This is a genomic window from Corynebacterium sp. MSK012, from assembly GCF_030232435.1.
Lineage (GTDB): Bacteria > Actinomycetota > Actinomycetes > Mycobacteriales > Mycobacteriaceae > Corynebacterium > Corynebacterium jeikeium_D.
On record NZ_JASPJU010000012.1, the window covers coordinates 89,407 to 111,044 of the forward strand.

General features: G+C 55.7%; 22 protein-coding genes and 1 tRNA gene. 14 read left to right on the forward strand and 9 right to left on the reverse strand.

The window, feature by feature from the left end:
- Positions 1 to 3 precede the first annotated feature (3 nt).
- The 5 genes from QP977_RS09465 (at position 4) to QP977_RS09485 (ending at position 4,136) form a co-directional block, all read left to right on the forward strand.
- Positions 4 to 79: transfer RNA gene (locus tag QP977_RS09465), tRNA-Gly, on the forward strand.
- 148 nt (positions 80 to 227) lie between these two features.
- A complete protein-coding gene (locus QP977_RS09470) occupies positions 228 to 1,184 on the forward strand; it encodes a DUF1963 domain-containing protein (protein ID WP_049193214.1) in 957 nt (318 codons plus the stop codon).
- 78 nt (positions 1,185 to 1,262) lie between these two features.
- Positions 1,263 to 1,952 (forward strand): hypothetical protein, encoded by a 690-nt coding sequence (locus QP977_RS09475; RefSeq protein WP_049193212.1) that lies wholly within the window; start codon positions 1,263 to 1,265, stop codon positions 1,950 to 1,952.
- On the forward strand, positions 1,949 to 2,245 hold the full coding sequence (locus QP977_RS09480) for a hypothetical protein (RefSeq protein ID WP_070438326.1): 297 nt from the start codon (positions 1,949 to 1,951) through the stop codon (positions 2,243 to 2,245). Before QP977_RS09475 ends, QP977_RS09480 begins: the two co-directional genes overlap by 4 nt.
- Complete coding sequence (locus tag QP977_RS09485; protein WP_049193209.1) at positions 2,238 to 4,136, forward strand: radical SAM protein; 1,899 nt, start codon at positions 2,238 to 2,240, stop codon at positions 4,134 to 4,136. The genes QP977_RS09480 and QP977_RS09485 overlap by 8 nt, the downstream gene beginning before the upstream one ends.
- Positions 4,137 to 4,203: 67 nt before the next feature.
- Here QP977_RS09485 and QP977_RS09490 read toward each other — a convergent pair whose 3' ends face one another.
- The gene (locus QP977_RS09490) at positions 4,204 to 4,701 is read right to left on the reverse strand and encodes a ferritin (protein WP_070438323.1); all 498 of its coding nucleotides are present in this window, start codon (positions 4,699 to 4,701) and stop codon (positions 4,204 to 4,206) included.
- A gap of 103 nt (positions 4,702 to 4,804) precedes the next feature.
- Between QP977_RS09490 and QP977_RS09495 the strand changes: the two genes are divergently transcribed.
- The 3 genes from QP977_RS09495 to msrB all read left to right on the forward strand — a co-directional run bounded on the left by QP977_RS09495 (position 4,805) and on the right by msrB (position 7,435).
- Positions 4,805 to 5,617 (forward strand): dihydrofolate reductase family protein, encoded by an 813-nt coding sequence (locus QP977_RS09495; protein WP_284847267.1) that lies wholly within the window; start codon positions 4,805 to 4,807, stop codon positions 5,615 to 5,617.
- A 143-nt stretch (positions 5,618 to 5,760) separates the two neighbouring features.
- Complete coding sequence (locus QP977_RS09500; protein ID WP_222865028.1) at positions 5,761 to 7,017, forward strand: glycosyltransferase family 87 protein; 1,257 nt, start codon at positions 5,761 to 5,763, stop codon at positions 7,015 to 7,017.
- Positions 7,010 to 7,435, forward strand: a complete 426-nt coding sequence (msrB, locus tag QP977_RS09505; RefSeq protein WP_048733231.1) for a peptide-methionine (R)-S-oxide reductase MsrB — start codon at positions 7,010 to 7,012, stop codon at positions 7,433 to 7,435. Before QP977_RS09500 ends, msrB begins: the two co-directional genes overlap by 8 nt.
- Positions 7,436 to 7,526: 91 nt before the next feature.
- Here msrB and hemQ read toward each other — a convergent pair whose 3' ends face one another.
- From hemQ to hemE, 3 genes are all read right to left on the reverse strand, one after another.
- The gene (hemQ, locus tag QP977_RS09510) at positions 7,527 to 8,225 is read right to left on the reverse strand and encodes a hydrogen peroxide-dependent heme synthase (RefSeq protein WP_049173031.1); all 699 of its coding nucleotides are present in this window, start codon (positions 8,223 to 8,225) and stop codon (positions 7,527 to 7,529) included.
- 84 nt (positions 8,226 to 8,309) lie between these two features.
- Positions 8,310 to 9,788, reverse strand: coding sequence for a protoporphyrinogen oxidase (gene hemG, locus QP977_RS09515; RefSeq protein ID WP_284847268.1), 1,479 nt, complete (start codon positions 9,786 to 9,788; stop codon positions 8,310 to 8,312).
- Between the two features lie 105 nt (positions 9,789 to 9,893).
- Positions 9,894 to 11,003: a uroporphyrinogen decarboxylase gene (gene hemE, locus QP977_RS09520; protein ID WP_049173035.1), complete on the reverse strand. Its 1,110-nt coding sequence runs from the start codon at positions 11,001 to 11,003 to the stop codon at positions 9,894 to 9,896.
- A 170-nt stretch (positions 11,004 to 11,173) separates the two neighbouring features.
- Between hemE and QP977_RS09525 the strand changes: the two genes are divergently transcribed.
- Positions 11,174 to 11,728, forward strand: coding sequence for a DUF3000 domain-containing protein (locus QP977_RS09525; RefSeq protein ID WP_053087331.1), 555 nt, complete (start codon positions 11,174 to 11,176; stop codon positions 11,726 to 11,728).
- Between the two features lie 40 nt (positions 11,729 to 11,768).
- Positions 11,769 to 13,070 carry an HRDC domain-containing protein gene (locus QP977_RS09530; RefSeq protein ID WP_049193026.1) on the forward strand — a complete coding sequence of 434 codons (1,302 nt, stop codon included), beginning with the start codon at positions 11,769 to 11,771 and terminating at the stop codon, positions 13,068 to 13,070.
- On the opposite strand, the gene QP977_RS09535 is transcribed toward QP977_RS09530, so the two are convergent.
- The 3 genes from QP977_RS09535 to dut all read right to left on the reverse strand — a co-directional run bounded on the left by QP977_RS09535 (position 13,071) and on the right by dut (position 15,809).
- Positions 13,071 to 14,336, reverse strand: coding sequence for a class I SAM-dependent RNA methyltransferase (locus QP977_RS09535; protein ID WP_284847269.1), 1,266 nt, complete (start codon positions 14,334 to 14,336; stop codon positions 13,071 to 13,073).
- A 134-nt stretch (positions 14,337 to 14,470) separates the two neighbouring features.
- Positions 14,471 to 15,250, reverse strand: coding sequence for a DUF3710 domain-containing protein (locus QP977_RS09540; protein WP_070862528.1), 780 nt, complete (start codon positions 15,248 to 15,250; stop codon positions 14,471 to 14,473).
- Positions 15,251 to 15,356: 106 nt separating this feature from the next.
- On the reverse strand, positions 15,357 to 15,809 hold the full coding sequence (gene dut, locus QP977_RS09545; protein WP_070862529.1) for a dUTP diphosphatase: 453 nt from the start codon (positions 15,807 to 15,809) through the stop codon (positions 15,357 to 15,359).
- A 166-nt stretch (positions 15,810 to 15,975) separates the two neighbouring features.
- Here dut and QP977_RS09550 point away from each other — a divergent pair, with 166 nt between their 5' ends.
- Positions 15,976 to 16,452, forward strand: a complete 477-nt coding sequence (locus QP977_RS09550; RefSeq protein ID WP_070549532.1) for a DUF3093 domain-containing protein — start codon at positions 15,976 to 15,978, stop codon at positions 16,450 to 16,452.
- A gap of 109 nt (positions 16,453 to 16,561) precedes the next feature.
- Here the strand turns inward: QP977_RS09550 and QP977_RS09555 are convergent, their stop codons facing one another.
- Entirely contained in the window at positions 16,562 to 16,858 is a 297-nt protein-coding gene (locus tag QP977_RS09555) for a DUF4193 family protein (RefSeq protein ID WP_016422655.1), read from the reverse strand.
- Positions 16,859 to 17,061: 203 nt separating this feature from the next.
- Between QP977_RS09555 and QP977_RS09560 the strand changes: the two genes are divergently transcribed.
- On the forward strand, positions 17,062 to 17,670 hold the full coding sequence (locus QP977_RS09560; RefSeq protein WP_160310020.1) for a LytR C-terminal domain-containing protein: 609 nt from the start codon (positions 17,062 to 17,064) through the stop codon (positions 17,668 to 17,670).
- Positions 17,671 to 17,679: 9 nt separating this feature from the next.
- On the opposite strand, the gene QP977_RS09565 is transcribed toward QP977_RS09560, so the two are convergent.
- Positions 17,680 to 18,657, reverse strand: coding sequence for an inositol monophosphatase family protein (locus QP977_RS09565; protein WP_016422653.1), 978 nt, complete (start codon positions 18,655 to 18,657; stop codon positions 17,680 to 17,682).
- A gap of 34 nt (positions 18,658 to 18,691) precedes the next feature.
- On the opposite strand from QP977_RS09565, the gene ppgK reads away from it, so the two are divergent.
- Both ppgK and QP977_RS09575 read left to right on the forward strand, forming a co-directional pair.
- Complete coding sequence (ppgK, locus tag QP977_RS09570) at positions 18,692 to 19,447, forward strand: polyphosphate--glucose phosphotransferase (protein ID WP_042388657.1); 756 nt, start codon at positions 18,692 to 18,694, stop codon at positions 19,445 to 19,447.
- 395 nt (positions 19,448 to 19,842) lie between these two features.
- Positions 19,843 to 21,405, forward strand: coding sequence for an RNA polymerase sigma factor (locus QP977_RS09575; RefSeq protein WP_016422651.1), 1,563 nt, complete (start codon positions 19,843 to 19,845; stop codon positions 21,403 to 21,405).
- Positions 21,406 to 21,638 lie beyond the last annotated feature (233 nt).

Below are 21,638 nucleotides of genomic sequence, written 5' to 3' on the forward strand. Positions count from 1 at the left end.
TTTGCGGATGTAGCGCAGCTGGTAGCGCATAACCTTGCCAAGGTTAGGGTCGCGGGTTCGAGTCCCGTCATCCGCTCCACGCTAACTCCCTTGTGGTCCTCCACAAGGGAGTTTTTTGGCGAATCAAGGAAAAGGATGCTGCAGTGGATAGCTATTGCAGCATCCTTTCGTTTGAAGGATAATCCCTGATTAAACACCTTGTTTTCCGAGAGAAAGAACCACCTGCCATGTCAGAGTTCACAGCACAGGTTCAAGCACTTCGCTCGTTGATCGAGGCCGGAGAGTTTATCTCCGAAGACACTGATGGCCTCATCCAACTTGCTCAACCAGGCGTAACCCTTCCCTACTCCAACAGCACTCCCACCGACCATGGTTCGTACTTCGGTGGCAGGCCGTATCTTCCGGAAGGTGCGACATGGCCCATCGCAAAGAGCGGTCAGCCACTGCTCCACATCATTCAGCTGAATTTTGCGGATATTGTCGGTCATGTGCGTGCGGAGGGGGCGTCGACAAGCGAAGCAACTCTCGACGGATTGATTCCCGAATCAGGAATTTTTCAACTCTTTGTCGGCGCTGATCCCCTCAGCGGCGGATTTACTTCAGATTCGCCAGGAAACGGCATGGAGATTCGCTATATCCCTGAGCCTGCGGAAGGCTTTGGCAACCACAGCTTCCCTGGACCTCATACCGCGGAGCCAGCAGCCTTCGATGAAGAGCACGAGGATTACTGCTCCCCGTTCAACGAGGATATTGGGACGGTTATGAACTCTCCGATTTCCTTGTCTAGTGCAGTGGCAATGATCCCTCCCACTGACCAAGCAGTGTACGAGGCGTTGGAGTCCGAAAAGGACGATGACTTTCTTGATAACGATGACTACTTTGACGAGCTAGTTGAGTTGCGAGCCGCAGCCAGTAACCAAAGCAACATTATGCTTGGCGGTTTCCCCGCTTTCGCGCAAGACCCTTTTCAGCCTGATGGGTACGTTCACTTCCTAGAGATCGATTCCACATATCTCGAAGAAGAAGAGCTCCCCTTCGAGGCCATGTGGGGCGATCTAGGTGTGGCCCACGTATTCCTTCACCCAGACGCGTTGAAGAAGATGCACGCCGGCGAGGCCGTGGTGTACCGCTCCGAAAATACTGGCACGACCGATGGTGCTGTTTTCTACTGGGATTGTGGCTAGGTTTGTTTTCCACAATCGCCCCATTTGGTTTGCCTTTAATCCAAACCACAGTTTCGACCATTACCTGGAGTAAATAAAGTGGTAGGCGACTTTCTTATATTCGCAGTTATTATCGTATTTGTATCCCTTTTAGTATTTTTTGTTGAATTCCGCGGATCCGATAAACCTGTGGAGTGGCCACAGGCGAATATTGGTGTTGGACAGATCGAATCCTTCAGCGTCACCGGCAAGCCCGATAAGAAGGGTTACTACACGGTCATCATGCAGATGGCAGTCGAGGCACAAGATGGGAGCCACTTTAAGTCGGTTTTGACCCGTCAACTACCGGAACATAAGCACTCCCTCCTGCAGCAAGGCATACTCGTCCCTGTGATGTACCGCCCAGACCGACCGGAGAAGGTCAAGATTGCCCGCGGCAGGCATGAGAAACGGGCTCAAGATTTCCTGAACCAAGTCAAGATTCGCGATGGAATTCTTGATCGCGAAATGTTAGAGGCTGATCTACGAGGACGTCCGACTTACTCACAGGTGAAATACATCAAAGACACCGGACGAAAAGTTCGTGGCCTCAATGAATATGAACTTGGACTGTCTGTCTTCCCGGCGCATGGTGAGCCCTACTCTGCCACTAAGACAATGGTGTTAATGAATTACGAGGCGGCAGCGGTAACCCCGGGGACCATCCTGCCGACACGATACCTTCCAAATCAACCAAACGCACTGGTAGTTAGCCTGCGTCCTAAGAATGAAAAGGCCGATGCAAAATGACGAACTATGAGTCGTGGGAAAACGAAGAACTAAATGAGCTGGAAAAATATCGGCGAACTGCAGACGTTGGCGGCCATAACCGTACCGGTACAGGTGCGAGCACCGGTGGCGACGGCAGCATTCCGGACTATTTCGACCAGTCGGACTTTGACTGTCCATTCTCTGAAACAGGAAGTTTTACCAACGGTTGGTGCGACGCTCTAAATTTCGGTGACGGCAGCGACAGCGGAGACGGCGGGGACTCGAACAACAACAATAACAATAACAATAACAACAACAATAATAATGGCTAAGACAATACTTCCGTTACCGACGATTCCTACCGTCGGCGTGCCAGCACTTGATGAGACCGCTGCTGCGGACAACGCCACTTTTCAAGCAGCTGTAACCACTAAAGCTGGATTCAGACTTCACCACAAAGCAATTAAGCTGACCTTTGTTCCTAACCAGTATTGCAATCTTGGGTGCAGTTACTGCTACCTGGGCGATCTCACCGAGAACAAAGACAATCCTTCGGATGTAGTGTCACAATTCAATCGCATTGCGAACCATCTGGATCACCAGGGAATCCTCATCAGCTCGTTACTTTTGCACGGTGCGGAAATTTCGACTTTGCCAGCATCTGTATTGCGCGACCTGTTCAACGCATATACGGAGTATCGCTCTAAGTATCGCTTGCAGCTCAAAGCTTTAGGCAGCAACGGCGCAGCGATCCACATTAAAACCAATCTGTACAACTCCGATAAATTAAGGCCCCTCTACGAGGAGTTCGAAGTTTCCATTTCAGGCAGCTTTGATTTGCCATTTAGCCTGCATGAGAAACTGCGTACAACCAAGGCGGGGAAATCGACCCTCAAGCGAACAATTAACAATGTTTTGCTCCTTGGTGAATATCCATTCCGCAAGCAGATAAGCTGCGTAGTTGGGAAAGAACACCTCGAACGCATCGACGAGTTTATTCATGATATTGAATGGCTCGATGAACATGGTTTTGACATGGTTACCGACTTCTACATCATGTTTGCCTACGATAGCGTGAAGTCGGACTACACTTCCCAGCTCAACCAGCAGGAAATGGTTGAATTCTTCGAAGCTTTGCGGCTCCATTTCGAAGGCACAAAGTTCGAACAAGCCATTTATTATGAGTGGTTCAAGGAATTTACCCACGGTTACTGCACTAATCAGATCAATTGCGGCACCAATAACTTTCTAGTGCAGAAGGACGGGGACGTTTACCCGTGCCACAGAGGTCAGGCAGAACCTGACTTGAAGTTTGGCAATATTCTCCAACTGGGAATGCCTGAGTTGATTACGCGCGGCGGCGATGCCATTCGCGCTTATGAGCGGGCCAATCCTGCTCTATCCAGTGACTGCATTAGCTGTGAGTATTTCTATCTCTGCCATGCCGGGTGTCCAATTCAACGCAACAACACCCAGCAGGACAAGGCCTATACCTGCGGTATCCAGAAGGCGCTTTATCGCGCCCAACCACATCGCTTTCCGCCCAAGCCGGAAGTTTCGCGCCGCCTTGTTGACTCATTCATTCGACAAAACCAGCCGCGTATTTACGATGACCTGTCAGTTCCTCGAGTAATTGAGTTTAATCCCGAGCTCTTCGAAGAGAAGAACTCGATTACATCGATTATCAACCGCGATTCTAATTTGGCAACGTTGTTCCGAAAAGGTGCGATACGTCTCCATGTCAACGAGGCGTCCTGTGACTTGTTCTCCAGCCGACTCTATGGTCGCATCACCCAGGCCAATATTTCGCCTAGCGATAGCATCAAGGTGTTTGTCGCAGACGACCTTTGGGCACTGAATGCAGGCGACGGCGCAATTAACGCGGTCCGGGTACAACTCTTGCGTGACAATCTCGTTGTCTATGGAGACGAGGCCCGAACAAAGATGGAGCACGTCGCCACGACCGATTTTTATGCCGCAGAACTGACTCGCGCGGAAGGTGGTTGGATTTTGGATTTAACCGGGTTTTTCAAGCAGTACGCACACACGTTCCTTCCCGATTATGGCAATCTCTTATCGATCACAACGATCAAAGCTCGTGAATACCACTACGCAAAGCACGCCAAAAACGCGTTCTACCACCTGGAAACGGTGAATCTTCCCTTCCACGAATTTCGGTTTGATTGGAAGCCAGATCCGTCAATTGATATTCAGGCTACATAGAAACGACCGCCCCAGGAACTTCCCTGGAGCGGTCTTCTCTTTTCGAACTCACAAATCGAGTTTGACGTTAAGCTGCGTCGCGAGCGCCAAGCTCCCGGTCGATACGCAGCAGGCCAGCACCGTTGTCGCCAACAATCTCCAGGCGACCGATGATGCCACGCACGGTGTCCTCTTCCTCAATCTGCTCAACCACGAAGCTGTCCAGCAGCGGGCGGGAGTCGAGATCACCCTCGCTATCAGCAAGCTTGCGGAGGTTACGGATAGATGCCGAAACCTTCTCTTCATGCTCGAGAGCAATGCGGAATGCATCGATTGCGGAAGTGACCTTCACCTCCGGTGCGTCGACAGCACCAATCTGCGGGTGGTTGTCGCGAGCATCGAGGTGTGCGATGAACTGGTTCGCGTGATCAACTTCCTCATCCGCCTGTGCACGCATCCACTCTGCCATGCCGGAGAAATCCAGCAGGTCCAGTTCGATTGCCAGCTGGCGGTAGACGTGGGAAGCGGTGAGCTCCATAGTGATCTGGTCGTTGAATGCCTTCTCAAGAGTATCTGTTAGTCGCATGCCCCTACTATAAGTCCAATCGTTATAAATGACAACGATTATAATACTTCCCTTATAAGCCAGGCCTTGCCTATTCTGCAATCGTCGGCTTAACCTCGGCGGTATGGCTACACTCGCCTCCGTAAGCCCATCGACCGACGAAATTCTGCAGTTTCTTTCTCGACCTGCGCAAACGACACATGATACAGCGGCGGTGTCTCACAACACCTCCACCGTCACGGCCATCGCCGTCACCAGCTTGGACGGACGCGGCGCCGTCGAAGGCACCTCTGGCCAGCTTGGCAACGACACCGATGCCACGGTTTTCAACACGCTTCGCGCGCTTGCCGACGTCGTTTTCGTTGGTACAGGCACCATTGCGTCCGAGGGGTACGGGCCAGTTGAGATACCGGAGTACCTAGAGGCCGTTCGACAGAAGCTAGGTCGCTCCGAGCACGTGGCGATGTCCACACTTTCGCGCTCGTTGGATTTAGATATAAAATCTGACTTTTTCGCGAATGCAGAAGTCAATCCTCCGATAATCTTCACCCCGACTAAAGATGCTTTTAATGATGAAGAGGCAAGAGCCGCTCACAAGAACAAAGCTAAAAAGATGGAGTCGGCCGGGGCTCGCGTCGTTAAGTTCCCTAACCCCTCGGTAAAAGCGGCGTTAACGTGGCTGGCTGAACATGGGTATCGGGACATTGTCGTAGAGGGTGGATCGACGATGTATCGAGAAGCATTCAAAAAGGGGTGCGTCGACGAACTGTTCCTGACATTGTCGCCGATGTGGGTGGGTAACGGCCCCCTGACTTTCGGCGAGAACGACCCTGATGAGGACTCGAACTCGACGAACCCGCAGGCTTTTGAAGTGCGGGATATCCTACGTTCCGACTCACACATCTTCCTACGCTATTCCCGCAGCTTCACCCAGTAGGGTGGAGTATTGTGAGTAAACCAAAAATCGACGTGAGCGCAAGCGCAACGGCATTAACGCAAACGTCCAAGGACACGCCAGAGACAAATTCGGTGGCTCCACGCCCTCTGTCTCGGCACGTGTCGCGAGGACTCAGCGCTTTCTTGTGGCCTATCGCAGCTGTGGTGATTTTTCACCGCACCTGGGTTTTGCCGAAAGACGTTTCTGGCACAGATGACTTTACGACCGTCTGGTCGGCAATTAATCGATTCGTATCGCAGGTACCCGTTTATTCGGAAGACTACGTAACAGCCGATCCGCACTATCTGTATTCCCCAGGCGCTACCCTACTTTTAGCCCCGATTGATTTGTTCGGCTCGCTTGAATCGGGCCGAATCTGGTTTGCGGTGTTTCAGTCAGCTGCAATCATTGCGGCAATTGTATTGCTGCTGAGGTGGCTTGGTATTGCGCGCTCTGGCCCCATCATTCCAGCGTCGATAGCACTGCTCTACCTCACGGAACCCGTTACCAACACCCTTGATTTTACGAACGTCAACGGTTCACTCTTCCTTGCATTAGTGCTGTTTTTTATTGCTCTGACCGAGCGGCGCAATATCCTGGCCGGCCTGATCATCGGTATCGCAATCACCATTAAACCTGTTTTCTTGCCAATGCTGTTCCTACCGTTCATGCGCAGGCAGTTCTCTACGGTACTGACCAGTATCGGAGTGGTAATTGCAGCCAATGTCATTGCGTGGCCGCTCATGGTCCAACCACGTGACTACCTAGATATCACCGTCCCCTACCTGGGAGTTGTCCGTGACTTTGCAAATGCTTCACTGACTGGACAGCTTGTTTGGCTAGGTGCCCATCCGACCCTGATTTTGCTGTGGCAGATCTTTTTCGGCATTTTCGTCTTGGTATCCGTCGTGCTCCTTCTTCGCTGGCTCGAAAGGGATGAGAAATTCTGGATTGCTACGACTTCCGGAGTTCTCTTCACCGGCGCGTTCTTCCTTTCCAGCCTGGGCCAGCAGTACTACTCGATGACGCTCTTGCCAATGGTTCTCACCGTGCTTCGCCCATTGGTTTTGGCTCGCGACAATGAAGGAAATATTGGTTCGACAGTCATGTTGAATTGGGGCGCAGGACTCGGAGTCGTACTCTGTTTCTTCTACGCCAATTGGTGGATTGATGAAGATGACCTCTTTTTCCCGTGGTTCACGGTTGCAATCGGCGGTATTGGATGGGCCGTTCTTATTCTCTCCATCACGGCAGCACTCATTCGAATGACGATTGTGGATGCCGTCAATGGGCGTAGCTTTGCATCCGGCTTCAGCTGGCTGAGCGACTGGAAGATAGCAGGCAGGAAGTCTAATCAGGAATCTGATCTCAAGTCTGAGGAGGCTATTCAGAATGGTTGATTCGCATAGCGAAGACTGGAATCTGAGCGAAGAAGAATGGCGCGAACGCCTCAGTGCCGCGGAGTACCAGGTTTTGCGTCAGGCAGGTACTGAACGCGCCTTCACCGGTGAGTACACCGATACCAAGACTCAAGGTGTCTACCGCTGCCGGGCCTGTGGTTACGAGCTGTTTCGGTCGAACGAGAAGTTCGACTCTCACTGCGGTTGGCCATCCTTCTTCTCTCCACTAGCTGGAGACCGGATTATTGAGCGCCGAGACACCAGCCTCGGTATGGTCCGTACCGAAGTGCTGTGCAGTCGTTGCAAGTCTCACCTCGGCCACGTCTTTGAGGGTGAGGGATACAATACTCCGACCGACCTGCGTTATTGCATCAATTCAATTTCACTCACGCTCGAACCGGACAAGACGGCTGAATAACTAGATAGAGAAGCAGCGCCGCTGGTCAAAATCCCGTCAGTTAACGGGGCTTGACCAGCGGCGCTGCTGATTCTCTCGTTGATTGCGTGAGCTACGGCAGAACGTTGATGATCTCTGCGATGTCATCGACGCGACGTCCCGTGTGGAACGGAATCTCTTCGCGGACGTGCAGACGAGCCTCGGTGTAACGCATCTTCCACATCAAGTCCACAATGCGGTCGAGCTCCGGCCCCTCGAATGCAAGGATCCACTCGTAGTCACCGAGTGCGAACGCCGGGACAGTATTGGCGCGCACATCCGGGTAGTCACGACCGGCCATACCGTGTTCAGCAAGGATGCGGCGTCGCTCGGTCGGCTCCAGCAGGTACCAGTCGTAGGAACGAACGAAGGGGTAAACCGCAATCCATCGTCCCGGCTCTTCACCCATGATGAACGACGGCAGGTGCGACTTGTTGAACTCAGCTGGACGGTGCAGCGCAGCGTTCGACCAGTGCGGAGTGGATGCCTTGCCCAGCGGAGTCTCGCGCAGGAAGGCGTTGTAGAACGCCTGCAGGTCTTCCAGCTTCTCTGCGTGGATCCAGAACATGAAGTCGGCTTCAGCACGCATGGCCGAAACGTCGTAGAAACCACGGATGATCAGATCAGTGTCTTCGTAACGAGCCAGGAATTCCTTGGTCTTAGCCACTGCCTCTTCGCGGTTATCACCGAGTGCACCTGGGGTCACCTTGAAGGCAGACCACATGGTGTAGCGGATGGTGTCGTTGAGCTTCTTGAAATCGAGCTTGGTCATTAGTTGTCTCCTAGTTCGGTTGAAAGGTTTGTTTACAAACGATGGGTCAGCGCCAGTTGCGTACTCAGCACCAATCTCGCAGCTTTATCCCAGCTCCGCAGCAATCTTGCTGGCCGCAGCCTTGGCGTTGGAGATACATTCCGGAATGCCCGGGCCACTGAGCCACGCCCCTGTTGCTGCAAGCTTAGGCACCTCGGCCAAATCCTGGCGAGCAAAATCCATCAGGCCTCCATGCCCCATATCGAAGCGTGGAATCCCCGCCCACCAACGCTGGACGAAAACCGCTGTCGGTTCGGCATCAAAGCCAGTCGCCTTAGCCAAATCTGCTTTTGCCCTGGCGATGAGGTCCTCGTCGCTACGATGCACGTGCGAGTCATCATCAAAACGGCCGAAGCTTGCCCTCACAACGGCACCGTAGCGCTCACCAATATGTGGCCACTTCCGGGACGACACTGTAAAAGCTTTCGCGGACAGGTCAGCACCAATCTCGCACAACACGCCGTTGATCTCCGGCAGTCCTTCCGACGAGTCGAAACACATACCGACCACCGCCGAGTTCGACGTGTCTACCCCACCAATGAGCTCGGCCGCCTCTGGCGCAAGATTGCTCAACAGCTCCGATGTGGTTGCAGAAGGTGCCGCCACGACAACGCCGTCGACGTCGATAGTGCTAACGCTCGTGCCGCTTTCCGACGGCAGTTCCACAGTGACCTCAAAGCCATTGTCATGCTGCCGCAGACCAGTAGCCTTCGTCGACAAGAGGAGTTCGGCTCCCGATTCGTCGACAAGCGTGTTGTAGAGAACCTCGAAGCCATCGCGGAACGTTTGGAAGACCACCGGTCGATTCGTCTTCGTCGAATCTGTCGCAGCCTCACTACTCAGACGCGCCTGCTGCGCCTCCTTACGTGCTTCCAGAACGCGCTGGACAGCGCCGGTGAGGCTGACATGGTCACCGACACTAGCCATTTCATCAAGCGCTGCCGCCAACTGTGGGATGGTCGCACGCAGACCCAGATCGTATGCGGTGGTTGAGTAGACGCCCCCGAGCAGCGGGGAGACGATGCGGTCAACGACTTCCTCACCGAGCCGCGCCGCGACCAGCTGGCCGACATTCATGTCGTCACCCAGTACCCAGTGCAAGGCTGGAGTGAGCTCGGGGTTCGACTCGGCATCAATCTTGGCGAGGGTGGCCTCGCTGAGGAGGTAGCCCAACCCTTCTGAACTTCCTGGAATACCGGTGACCGTGTTACGCGGAAGGTCCTTGAGTTCACCGCCAATGTAGAGCTTGGAAGGCAGCCCCGAAGGGGCGACTAGCTGATCTGCCAACCCGAGTTCCTTGAAAAAATCGGTGGCATCGTGACGGAACGCCAGGTACGCCTCAGCGCCCGCCTCAAGAGGGCCGTTAGCTCCTGGTCGAGTCTTCAGCTTGCCGCCGACCTGTGCACTGGACTCGATGACAATTATTCTTGCGGCGGGTCCGAGCTTTTTACGCAACTCATACGCTGCGCTCAGGCCGGAGATACCGCCACCTATGACGGCAATGGTAGAAGGTTGTGCAACCACGGTATTTCGTACGCTTTCTCTATGCCCGCGCCTCGAGCGGGCACGGTCGATAAGACTTGTAGGAAATTAGCTAGTGCGTGTTTTACACGCCTGTTGCGTCGGCTTTTACGTTGCGTGAATGATCTCAACGGCGCGCGTAATCGCGTCGGCATCGGTATTCGGTAGCACCCCGTGACCCAAGTTGAAGATATGTCCACGGGCGTCACCACGCTTAATTGCACGGTCCGCCTCAGAGCAGATGCGCTGAATCTCTTGGGTCATTGCATCTTCACCGGCAAAGAGAATCGCCGGGTCAAGGTTGCCCTGCAATGCAAGGCTGTTTTCCGCCGGGTCTGCGCCTCGGTGAACGTCGGAAAGCGTGGCACGAATGCGGTTGGCAGCAACGTCCAGTGGCACGCGCCAGTCGACGCCCATGACTTCTGGGCCGGCTTCAGCCATCGCACCGAGAAGCTCGCCGGTGCCCACACCGAAGTGGATGCGCGGAATGCCGGCGTCGGCGACAGCCTGGAAGATTTCCTTCGAGTACGGCAACACAAAGCGGCGGTAATCACGCTCGGTGAGATAGCCAGCCCAGGAGTCGAAGAGCTGAATAGCGTCCACACCAGCGCCAATCTGCGCGCGCAGGAAAGCAATCACCATCGGAGTGATTTTCTGCATCAGGTGATCCCACAATTCAGGGTCCGAGTGCATCAGCGCCTTAGTGCGCTCGTGATTGCGGGATGGACCGCCTTCAATCAGGTACGACGCCAAGGTGAACGGTGCACCGGCGAAACCAATGAGTGCCTGGGTATCATTCAGCTCTTGCAGAATGAGGCCGATACCCTCGGCCACCGGAGCGAGTTGCTCTTCCGTGACTTCCGGTAGAGCCTTGATGTCTGCTTCCGAGCGCACCGGAGTATCCATTACTGGACCGCGGCCAGGAACAATATCCAGGTTGACACCCGCAGCCTTCAGCGGCACGACGATATCGGAAAAAAGAATCGCAGCATCAACGTCGTGCCTACGTACCGGCTGCATAGTAATCTCAGCGAGCAGTTCCGGGCGGAAGCAAGAGTCCAACATACCGATGTCCTTGCGCACCTCACGGTACTCAGGCAGTGAACGACCAGCTTGCCGCATAAACCACACCGGGCGGCGCGAAGGAGTTCGACCGTAAGCTGCATCAAGAATCGGGGCATCAGTCAAAGTGCGACGATTGTTCATACGGACAATCATGCCCCACTTACCTTAGAAATTGATATGTGGGGTACTAAGAACAGGAAATTCTCTCGCCCTGCTGTGCGTTTTCGACGAACCGCTTGGTCGCTTCCCACTCTTTTCGGCGCGCCTCCCACTAACGCAAGCGTCATATGGCTAAGTTCAGGCGCGTGAATGGAACCGATTCAATGCCACAGAACTTCCGCGCCGCGGTCCAGTCAATGCACTCTGCTGAACTGCGACCTGAGATTGCTCTGGGCACCGTTCGGCCACCGCAGAAGCTGGCACCGTTTAGCCACGCTGTCTCGCTTGAGGTCACGCAGCCCGAAGCTGATATCGTCCCCGAGTCCTCGAACGACGATGCCTTTGGTCGTTTAATTTTGCTCCATGACCCCCGCAGTGAGGAAACCTGGGACGGTGACATGCGCTTGGTTGCATACATCCAGGCGGATATGGATGCCTCCCTCGCGGAAGATCCGTTGCTTCCCCAGGTTGCCTGGCAATGGCTCACCGAGGCTCTGGCTGAGAACAACGCCGAACTGTCGAACTTGGGTGGCACGGTGACTACTACGAACTCTGTCCGCTATGGCGAGATCGGCGGCAAGCCACAGGCCTTTCAATTAGAAATGCGCGCATCGTGGACTGCTCGTGGCACCGACCTGCGCACCCACGTTGAATCCTTCGCTCAGGTACTAGCGAACGTCGCTGGTCTGCCACCCGTCGGCGTTTCCCTGCTGGGCTGATACCGGCGACTGCTGATACCGACGACCGAAGAGGCGTGCGATGAGCTCCGACGTGGAAACTAGTCCCGACGTAGAAGTAAGACTTGCCCCAGCCGAGGGAACTCCACGCGTGCTTTCTGCCATCGACGACATTATTGACGCCGGTGAGCAGCTGGCCAAAGGACACGGTTGGCTCGCAGTCGATACTGAACGAGCTTCGGCATATCGCTACGACGACCGCGCCTTCCTGCTTCAATTTCGCCGCCGTGGAGCGGGCACCTTTCTCATCGATCCCGAAGATGGTCGCAAGGCGATGGCCGTTTTCGGTTCCTCAGTCAACGACCTGACCTGGATTATTCACGCCGCTCATTCTGACCTTCCCTGCCTCGCAGCTCTGGGTCTCTACCCCACCAAAGTCATTGACACTGAGCTGGCCGGCCGCCTTCTCGGCCTGGAGCGAGTCAACTTAGCAGCTCTGACAGAGCGACTCCTCGGAGTTGGACTTGCCAAGGGGCACGGTCGAGAGGATTGGTCTACTCGTCCACTGCCAGCAGATTGGCTGGACTACGCAGCCTTGGATGTCGAGCTGCTCATCGAACTCGCCGAGGTTCTTTGTCAGGCGCTGACTGAGCTCGACCGTTTGGAATGGCTGGAACAGGAATGCGAACGCGAACTCGCTCTAAACCGTAAATACCTCGATGGTCTGCACGTCGGACACTCGTGGCAGGGGCTCAAAGGGATTGGGAAGCTGCGCACTCCCGAACAACTTCACGTCGCCCGTGCACTGTGGACTGAGCGTGACGAAATCGCGCAGCGCCGTGATGTCTCCCCAACACACGTCATGGGTCACAGCGTTCTACGTACAATCGCAGAACAACTCCCCGGTACGCAGCGTGAACTGACTGCAATCCGTGGATTTCCACGTCGCCGTCGCGGTGCTGCGGACGCTTGGTTGAAGGTCGTTAATGAAGCCCGTCAGGAACCCAGGTCGTCATGGCCGAAGCCCCAGAAGCAGGCTCCCAACCAGATGCCCCACTTTCGGCGTTGGGCTGAACATGCCCCACAAGCCGCCGAGATTTTCGAAACCACGCGAGACTGCATCGACAACGTCTGTGCCCAAATACATCTGCGCAAAGATACACTCATCACTTCCGCGCAGACACGTGAACTGGTGTGGTGGATTCACAGCCGCGCAGTCGGCTCATTCGTTTTCCGCCACCACGACAACTACGCTGGCGGCCTGCCAGCCGTTACCGAAATCTCCGCTCACCTCAGCGAACAGGGTTTCCGCCCATGGCAGGCACATTTGCTTGCCGACGTGATCGGCGCCAACGTTCTTGCGCCCATGCGGCAGCCACTCTAGCTACAGCTGCTCCAGCACCGCGATGGTTTCAAAGTGATGCGTTAGACCAAATGCGTCCACGACCTCGAGGTGTTTGAACGCGTAGCCGTAGTCAGCCCAGTACCGGGCATCGCGGGCAAAAGTCGCCGGATCGCAACCGAAATGTACGACCGTGCGTGGCTTGGCTTCTGCAATAGCGGCAATGGCATCCTTACCAGCACCGGAGCGCGGAGGGTCGAGAACGACGATATCCGGGTTTGGTGTTTCCGCATTAGCAACTTCGCGGCGCACTACCTTGGTGACATCCCCGGTTACGTACCGGACTGGTGCCGCAGGCGACGCATTTCCACTGTGGTCAGCTGCAGTGAAAGCCTTGCGCCCCGCCGTCGCGGCCGCGGCAAAACCCTCGACAGAGAGAATTGAACCCTCTGCGTCAACTAGCTTGCGCAGTGCCGCCGACAGAACGCCTGCGCCACCGTAAAGATCCCAACCGCAGGAGAAAGACTGACCAACCAACAGGTCGATGATGCGCGATCCATAGAAATCAGGGGCATGGCAATGGGCTTGCCAAAAACCGGTCGTCGGCACATCGAAAGTAATTCCGTGAACGGTGTGCTGTGTAGTTGGCTCGCCTTCAATCAACGTTTGCTTGCGGTTCCTGCCGCTGCCGGAAACGTACACAGCACTTCGGTTACCCTCCGTGTCCATGGCCACATGGAGTTCTCCTGGCTTCGGCTTCTTGCTCCCTCGACCGCGAGCAGGCTTAGCAACAGGGATGGTTCCGGCCGTCGAAAAGCCAGCGATGAGATTGGGAACTGTTTGGACGCACTCGGAGCCGATGACGAGCTCGTGGGAACGGGAACGACGTAATCCCGCTCGTCCCTGGGAATCCACACCCAGCCGCACGCGCGTGCGCCAACGGGAGGTCGGAGCCAGTGGAAGAACATCGATAGCTGGCAGCTCGTCGGCGGTGAAACGTCCAAGACGACGCAGGCAATCGGTCAAGACATCAGCCTTGAGACGCGCCGCGTGCTCAGGATCAATAAAACCCCAGTCGCAACAGCCCGCGCCCTGCTGAGCTGCTTCGCAACGCTGCGAAACTCGATGCTCTGAGGGATCCAAAACCTCAACGACATTGCCGCGCCACAGCTTGGCATCAGGATTGGTAATTTCGACAAGAACGCGTTCGCCGGGGATACCGCCGGTGACGAAACCGATACGTCCGTCATAGCTGGCAATGAATTCTCCGCCGGCAGCGGGACGGTCAATAGTCACTTCGATGTTCACGCAGTGTGATACTACCCGCTGACAAGAGAAAAGCCGCCGTCGGGTGACGGCGGCGGGCAGTGCACAGTGGCGCCTGCAGATCCTCTTCTACCTGGTCAAGCAGTTAGCTTCTCTCTGCTGGCAGGTTAACCAAACTAATTGGTGGAACCATCCGGGTTGATACCAGTAGCGCCTGGCACCTGCCCAGGTTCACCTTCAGCTTGGGCAGCCTGGGTCTGCTGCTGGTATGCCTGACGAATCTGCTCGGCCATCTGGGACGGCAGCGTAACCGGAAGCGGCTGACCTGCTGGCATCGGGTTTTCACCGCGAGAGACGAAGCTACGGGCAAGGAGACCGCGGGCGAGATCTGCGAGTTCCTCCGCCCGATCAGCCGGACCGGAAGCCGTCATGCGAAGCATCCAACGCGGGCCGTCGGCGCCGATGATTCGCATTTCCATATCGGAGGTGCGACCTACGACCTCAGAACCCCACGGCCCCTGCTCGACGTGGACATCGAGGCCATCGGACTCAAGACCGTCCTTGATTTCCTGAGCGGACTCCTCCCAGAGGCCGCCCGACGTCGGAGCAGCGAATGCTACAGGAGTTACGCGGCCATGCTCAGTGGCGACGTGCAGCATGGTTGGACCTGTCGGCCCCATCTCCACCTGAATATCACCAACGTGAGGAATAGGCAGCAGCATCGAACCGAGGTTCAGGCTGGCCTTCGCGAAGTCCGAAAAATCAAACTGCGTCGGGCTAGCGCTGTTGATATCGAAGGGGCCGTTTGCTGGTGCGTTCTCCGCGGCGGTTTCCGACGCGTCGTCATGCACGGTTGCGGTAGCCTCCTCAGAAGCTGGCGCCGCAGAGTCGGTGGTAACGGCCTCTTCCTCAGCAGCTGGTTCTTCTGGCTGGTTCTTCTTTCCAAATGGCCACATGGTGGTTTATTGACACCTCGCTAAAAAGAAATCTTTGTAAACGCTTTATTGAGCTCTTCACGCATTGAACCACACTTGGTAGGGTCCCCGCGCTGTCAGAGGCGTTTTAAAGCGTCGTGGACACTCCGGTTGACCCGTGACCGCCCGCGCCGCGTTCAGTTTCATCGAGCTCATCGACTTCCACCAGCGGGCTGAGCTCGACCTTCTGCACAACCAATTGGGCAATTCGATCGCCCTTGGCGATCTCCACCGCATTGGTCGGGTCCAAGTTGATCAGGCAGACTTTAAGCTCACCACGGTAACCGGCATCAATCGTGCCGGGAGCGTTGACGATGGACAGCCCCTTTTTGAAAGCCAATCCGGAGCGAGGATGAACCAATCCCACTGTGCCCGCCGGCAAAGCAATGGCAATACCGGTTCCCACGAGCGCCCGCTGCCCTGGTGCTAGGATGACATCCTCCACTGAGCTCAAATCCACACCGGCATCATCGGCATGCGCACGCTGGGGAATCACAGCGTCTTTAGCGAGCTTTTTCACTTGCACCGGGGCATAAGTCATCTCTTTGTATATCCTTCGCTGTCGCGTCTTTTAAGAACCGCACTTCGGCCTTGTCAGTACCGAGCATAGCCGTGCCCTAGAATGGATAACCGTGAGTGGAAAAGATAACCTGCAGCCTCGTCGCGACGACAGCTCAGCATCCGTCTCTGAAGGTGCGGCAATAGCAATGAGCTCGAGCGGAGATTCATCGATTGTCTATTCCGAAAAGCTCTGGGTTCCCTGGTGGTTCTGGGTACTCGGCGCTGCTGCCGTTTTTGTATGCACGGCCCAGATTGGCTTTAACCGTTCACCGTTTTGGCTTGTCATCGGCGGCATTATTTGTCTGGCCGTGGGCGTGTGGGTGCTGTTGACTATGTCGAAGACCACGGTGTCCGTGGAAGTGGACAGCACTGGTGAACGCTGGCTTCACGCTGGCACGGCAGTTTTGCCAGCATCGGTTGTTGCCAAATCCCTGGTGGTCCCGAAGTCCGCGCAGCGCAATGCGTTGGGCCGTCAGCTCGATCCAGCAGCGTTCCTGGTTACACACACGTGGATTCCCACGATGGTGCTGCTAGTCCTCGACGATCCGGACGACCCCACCCCCTATTGGCTGGTCTCCACCCGCCACCCCGAGGCACTGCTTGACAGTCTCTTCGACCGCTAGGTCAAATCTCTCACCGCCGCTACACGCTTGCCGACGGCCCCAGCGCCGCCAGAACCGTGGTAGTGGCGGTTTTCCTTTTTCCTAGGAAGCTATCCCGGCTGTGCGGGGATTAGGCACAGTCCTGACAGATGGGGAATCCATCGCCGTTATCGATTGCGATCATTGAGCGGTGCATCACCATGAAGCAGGAGCCACAGGTGAATTCATCCTCCCCCTTCGGGGCAACATCCATATCGAATTCTTCACCCGCGATGTCGGCAACCGGCAACTCGAACGGCTCAACAATTTCGCCGTCGTCAGTGTCGTCGATTTCCTTCTCAGCAGATGCAGCCTGAAGGCCCTCGAGGGAATCGGTCTCCAGCTCTTCGGTTTCACGAGTACGCGGGGCATCGTAGTTTACAGCCATGTCCCAAACCTTCTTTCTGGACCTTTGCTAGACATTGTGAACTGACTTTTTCTCGGAGAATACAACGCGTTGAGACGATTGACACCCTGTACTCTCCAGCGCCTTTCTCAGCGGATATTAAGGCAATTCACGCAATCTGTCATCTCTGCAGGTCAGAATAGGTTTCTATGCCCATAAGCCGAGGAGAGGATAACATGATGGCTATGAGTTCAGGCCCCGCGAGCACTTCGAGCACATCACATCGACGAAAAATTGTTCCCTACGTGGTGGTTTCCGTCGTTGCTGTAGTGATTGCCGCTACGTTGTGGGTATTGGCATTCCGCAGCCAACCGGCAAGTTATCCGGTGTCCTGTTCCCTCCCCGCGGCTGGGGCCCCTGTTTCCTCCACCACGCTAATCGGAGAGCACGTCGTTCCACCGTCGGATGTTCATGTGCGCGTTTATAATGCCAACGGCAAAGTCGGCCAGGCTACAACCGTCGCCGAGCAATTGCGGCAGCTCGATTTTGTCCTCGATGAGCAGGTTCCCTACGGCAACGACCCTATTGTGGAAAACCAAGACCTCGGTTGCTTCGGCCAGCTGCGTTATGGCGAGGACTTCAATGGCCACGCCGCGGCGCTTCACGCTCTTTTCCCCTGCTTTGAGCTCATCCACGATGGTCGGCCGGATGCAACCGTCGATGTGTCGTTGGGTAAGGGGTTTAAGGATCTCGAAGTAGCCAGCCAGGTTGAGGAAACGATGTCCGCATTGAACCGTGGCGAACAAGCCGACCTAGAGGGTTTGAGCTCGTTAGGCTCGAGCACCTGCTCCTAGACCGACGCACTAATTCCTAGCCTTCGCGATAGCACCATCCAATGCCTCGAAGAACGCATCGGCAACTTCAGAGTTCGCCGCACCGACACCAAAGTCGAGCGGGTCTCCCTCCGGCCGGCCAGTAACGTTGGCACACTGAGTGAATTCCGGGACCCTAATCCTTGCGCCTGCTTCAGCCGCAATCAGAGCACCAGCTGCATAATCCCAAACCTTGATGTCGTGTTCGTAATACGCATCAACACGGCCGTGCGCCACCATGCACAAATCCAGCGCCGCCGATCCCATGCGCCGAATATCTCGACACTCCCCCAGCAACTGCGACGCTATCCGGCCCTGCACCTGCCGGAGACTAGCGGAATAGCTGAATCCCGTTGCCACAAGTGTCTTTTCCAGCTCGGCCGTTGGGGAACAACTAAGCGTCTGCACAGTGCCGTCCCGTCGAGAAACCTGAGCGCCCTCTCCCTTAGCTGCACTGTAAATCTCTCCCGAGGACGCATTTGCCACTGCACCCGCCACTACCTCATCGCCTACGGCGCAAGCGATACTCACGGCACAATTGGGCAGGCCGTAAAGGAAATTCACCGTGCCATCAATGGGGTCTACAATCCAGGTCACCGCTTCGCCCTCGTTGGCAGCCTGCGCTGGGGAACTCGCGCCGTCGTCAAGCCCGCCTTCTTCGCCCAAAATGCGGTCAGAGCTGCTAAACGTCTTGATAAGCGAACGAATGAGCTCCTCAGATTCACGGTCGACGACGGTGACGGGGTCAACAGCTGAGGACTTCGTTTCGGAACTTGCTAAAACGCCATCGGAGCCGAGTTCGACCCGACGACTGGCGATGTGCGCCGCGGCTGCGCGGGCGATAAGTACCGCGCGGTCACGCAATTCCCCGACGCTGGGCCGCACGGACCCGGGGCTATTCGGTGCAGCAGACCCCCTATTATCCGCGCTGTTAGCGAGTTGTTCGGTGCCATGCGAGTTATTGCTCATGCCCCCATTGTGTCTGTTTCGTACAATTTGAGCTATGGGACAACGAATTGGATTTGGCATCGACGTGGGAGGCTCTGGAATCAAGGGTGGCCGCGTAGACCTTGAAACTGGGCAGCTTATTGGCGACCGCATTAAAATTTTCACGCCACAGCCGGCAACTCCGGAAGCGGTTGCGGAGACCATTGCAGAAATTGTGGACATTGCGAAGTGGGATTCCGATGTCGGCATCACGATTCCGTCCGTCGTACAGAATCAGATTGCCTTGCTGGCCGCCAATATTGACGGTTCTTGGGTTAATACGAACTGCCAAGAGCTCTTCGCTAAATACCTGCCCAACAACAAGGCGCACGTGCTTAACGACGCTGACGCTGCCGGCCTCGCTGAAGTCCAGTTTGGCGATCCGGGCAATAAGACAGGCGCCGTGTTGTTGCTAACTTTTGGTACAGGCATCGGCTCCGCGCTTATTCATGACGGACTGCTCTACCCCAATTCGGAGTTAGGCCACCTCATCATTGATGGCATGGAGGCCGAACACTTTGCATCCGCGAGAGTTAAGGATGTGGAGGGGCTCGGCTTCGAAGAGTGGGCTGAGCGCGTGAGCAAGGTGCTTAAGACCTACGAGGCGCTGTTTTGGCCGTCACGGATCATCGTCGGCGGCGGAATCAGTCGCGAACACGAAAAGTGGATTCCGCTGTTGACATGTAAGACTCCAGTTGTCCCCGCAAGTTTGGATAATAATGCGGGTATTGCTGGCGCCGCCTTTGCAGCTGACCAGGGACTTTACCCTTAACCACTTTCATTTCTTATATGGGGATTGGTAGCTACGTGTCGGGCGTGACACGTGCTTGAAGCCATGCCCCGTGGCGGCGATTTTAAGAATTGGTTTACAATAAGAAGTTGACTCACGGCAAGGTTGAATAATCAACAGGCTCGAGGAGGATTGGGAAAATCGAATTCCAGCGCACTGCTTCGATGAGGATTTTCACCGATTACTTCTTCGCTAGGAGCCAGAAAGCAACACTGATGACCGTGGCACGAAAAGGTCAGCTCTGAATGTTTTCCATTCGGCTAGTTGGCTATAGACGAAGTAAAGGCGCACCACTGGCGCGTTGAGCTTCTCTTCGACCGAGAGAAGCTGGCGGCGGCTTTGGCGGCGCACACAACGTACATCGTGAAAGGGCGTTCGTGGCAGGCAACGAACTGGGGCAAGCTCAGGACCAATCCACCGGGAGTGGCACCGGTTCAGCTACTCCTGCAAAGAAGGCTGTAAAGAAGGCCATCAAGAAGGCAGTGAAGAAGACCGTGGCAAAGAAGACTGCCGCGAAGAAAACTGCTGCCAAAAAGACGGCTGCTACCAAAACTGCGGCGAAGAAGACGACCGCTAAGAAGGCAGCGGCCAAGAAGACCGTGAAGAAGGCGGCCAAGAAGTCCGTCGCTAAGAAGACCACGCGTAAGGCCGCCGCCAAGAAGGCAACTAAGCGGACAACGGCTGCGAAGGCCACCGCGGCCAAGGCTGCTGCAGCGAAGGCGAAGGACGCGCAGGCTCTCGACGCAACTGAGAACGAAGAGCTCGAGGACGAGGAACTCGACCACGACTTGGAGCAGGAGCAGGACTACGACCCGGATCTGGATGATGATCTCGAAGACGATGATCTTCACGACGATCTGGATGATGACGACCTCGAAGACGACGACCTCGACGATGATGAAGAAGAGGACGACGAGGACGAAGACGAAGACGAGGATGAAGAGGACGAGGGCGACGAGGTCTGGAACGAGGACGAGTCCGCTCGTCTGCGTCAGGCCCGCAAAGATGCTGCCCTCACCGCCTCCGCCGACTCTGTCCGCGCCTACCTCAAGCAGATTGGTAAGGTCGCGCTGCTGACTGCCGAGGAAGAAGTCAGTCTGGCAAAGCGCATCGAGGCCGGTCTGTACGCGCAGTACAAGATTGACGAGGCCAAGGAAGCCGGCGAGCGCATCGCTTACGCTCAGAAGCGCGACTTGCGCGAGATTTCTCGTGACGGTCAGCGCGCCAAGAATCACCTGCTCGAAGCCAACCTCCGTCTTGTGGTGTCCCTGGCAAAGCGCTACACCGGCCGTGGCATGGCTTTCCTCGACTTGATTCAGGAGGGCAACCTCGGCCTGATTCGCGCCGTCGAGAAGTTCGACTACACCAAGGGCTACAAGTTCTCCACGTACGCAACCTGGTGGATTCGCCAGGCAATTACTCGTGCAATGGCCGACCAGGCTCGAACCATTCGTATTCCGGTTCACATGGTTGAGGTCATTAATAAGCTCGGCCGTATCCAGCGCGAGTTGCTCCAGGATTTGGGCCGCGAGCCCACTCCGGAAGAGCTCGCTAAGGAGATGGACATCACCGAGGAAAAGGTTCTCGAGATTCAGCAGTACGCTCGTGAACCCATTTCGCTGGACCAGACCATCGGTGACGAGGGCGACTCCCAGCTCGGTGACTTCATTGAGGACTCAGAGGCAGTCATCGCTGTGGACGCCGTCAGCTTCACGCTCCTCCAGGACCAGCTTGGCGACGTTCTGGAGACTCTCTCCGAACGTGAAGCCGGTGTCGTCCGCCTGCGCTTCGGCCTTACCGACGGCATGCCGCGTACGCTTGACGAGATTGGCCAGGTCTACGGTGTGACACGCGAGCGCATCCGTCAGATCGAGTCCAAGACGATGTCCAAGCTGCGTCACCCATCGCGTTCGCAGGTTCTGCGCGACTACTTGGAGTAAAGCTTTAACCTGAAGTTGTTCAGGGGCTAACAGCTAGCCCCAGAGAATCGGGCTTGAATGAGGTTTCACACCTTATTCGGGCCCGGTTTTTCTTTTGGTGTCAGCGCTAGTGAGTTACTGACTGCGTTTATGTCAAAAATGACCTGAAAAATGGCCGGTAGGGTCAGGCGGTCATTGCATCATGGATAACACCAGAGATTACCTCCCGGGGAGTTAACCCGTCGAGCACTACC

Coding starts and splice junctions, on each gene's coding strand:
- QP977_RS09470 (WP_049193214.1), top strand. CDS start 228: ATGTCAGAGTTCACAGCACAGGTTCAAGCACTTCGCTCGTTGATCGAG.
- QP977_RS09480 (WP_070438326.1), top strand. CDS start 1,949: ATGACGAACTATGAGTCGTGGGAAAACGAAGAACTAAATGAGCTGGAA.
- QP977_RS09485 (WP_049193209.1), top strand. CDS start 2,238: ATGGCTAAGACAATACTTCCGTTACCGACGATTCCTACCGTCGGCGTG.
- QP977_RS09490 (WP_070438323.1), bottom strand. CDS start 4,701: ATGCGACTAACAGATACTCTTGAGAAGGCATTCAACGACCAGATCACT.
- QP977_RS09495 (WP_284847267.1), top strand. CDS start 4,805: ATGGCTACACTCGCCTCCGTAAGCCCATCGACCGACGAAATTCTGCAG.
- msrB (WP_048733231.1), top strand. CDS start 7,010: ATGGTTGATTCGCATAGCGAAGACTGGAATCTGAGCGAAGAAGAATGG.
- hemQ (WP_049173031.1), bottom strand. CDS start 8,225: ATGACCAAGCTCGATTTCAAGAAGCTCAACGACACCATCCGCTACACC.
- hemE (WP_049173035.1), bottom strand. CDS start 11,003: ATGATTGTCCGTATGAACAATCGTCGCACTTTGACTGATGCCCCGATT.
- QP977_RS09525 (WP_053087331.1), top strand. CDS start 11,174: ATGCCACAGAACTTCCGCGCCGCGGTCCAGTCAATGCACTCTGCTGAA.
- QP977_RS09530 (WP_049193026.1), top strand. CDS start 11,769: ATGAGCTCCGACGTGGAAACTAGTCCCGACGTAGAAGTAAGACTTGCC.
- QP977_RS09540 (WP_070862528.1), bottom strand. CDS start 15,250: ATGTGGCCATTTGGAAAGAAGAACCAGCCAGAAGAACCAGCTGCTGAG.
- dut (WP_070862529.1), bottom strand. CDS start 15,809: ATGACTTATGCCCCGGTGCAAGTGAAAAAGCTCGCTAAAGACGCTGTG.
- QP977_RS09550 (WP_070549532.1), top strand. CDS start 15,976: ATGAGCTCGAGCGGAGATTCATCGATTGTCTATTCCGAAAAGCTCTGG.
- QP977_RS09555 (WP_016422655.1), bottom strand. CDS start 16,858: ATGGCTGTAAACTACGATGCCCCGCGTACTCGTGAAACCGAAGAGCTG.
- QP977_RS09560 (WP_160310020.1), top strand. CDS start 17,062: ATGAGTTCAGGCCCCGCGAGCACTTCGAGCACATCACATCGACGAAAA.
- QP977_RS09565 (WP_016422653.1), bottom strand. CDS start 18,657: ATGAGCAATAACTCGCATGGCACCGAACAACTCGCTAACAGCGCGGAT.
- ppgK (WP_042388657.1), top strand. CDS start 18,692: ATGGGACAACGAATTGGATTTGGCATCGACGTGGGAGGCTCTGGAATC.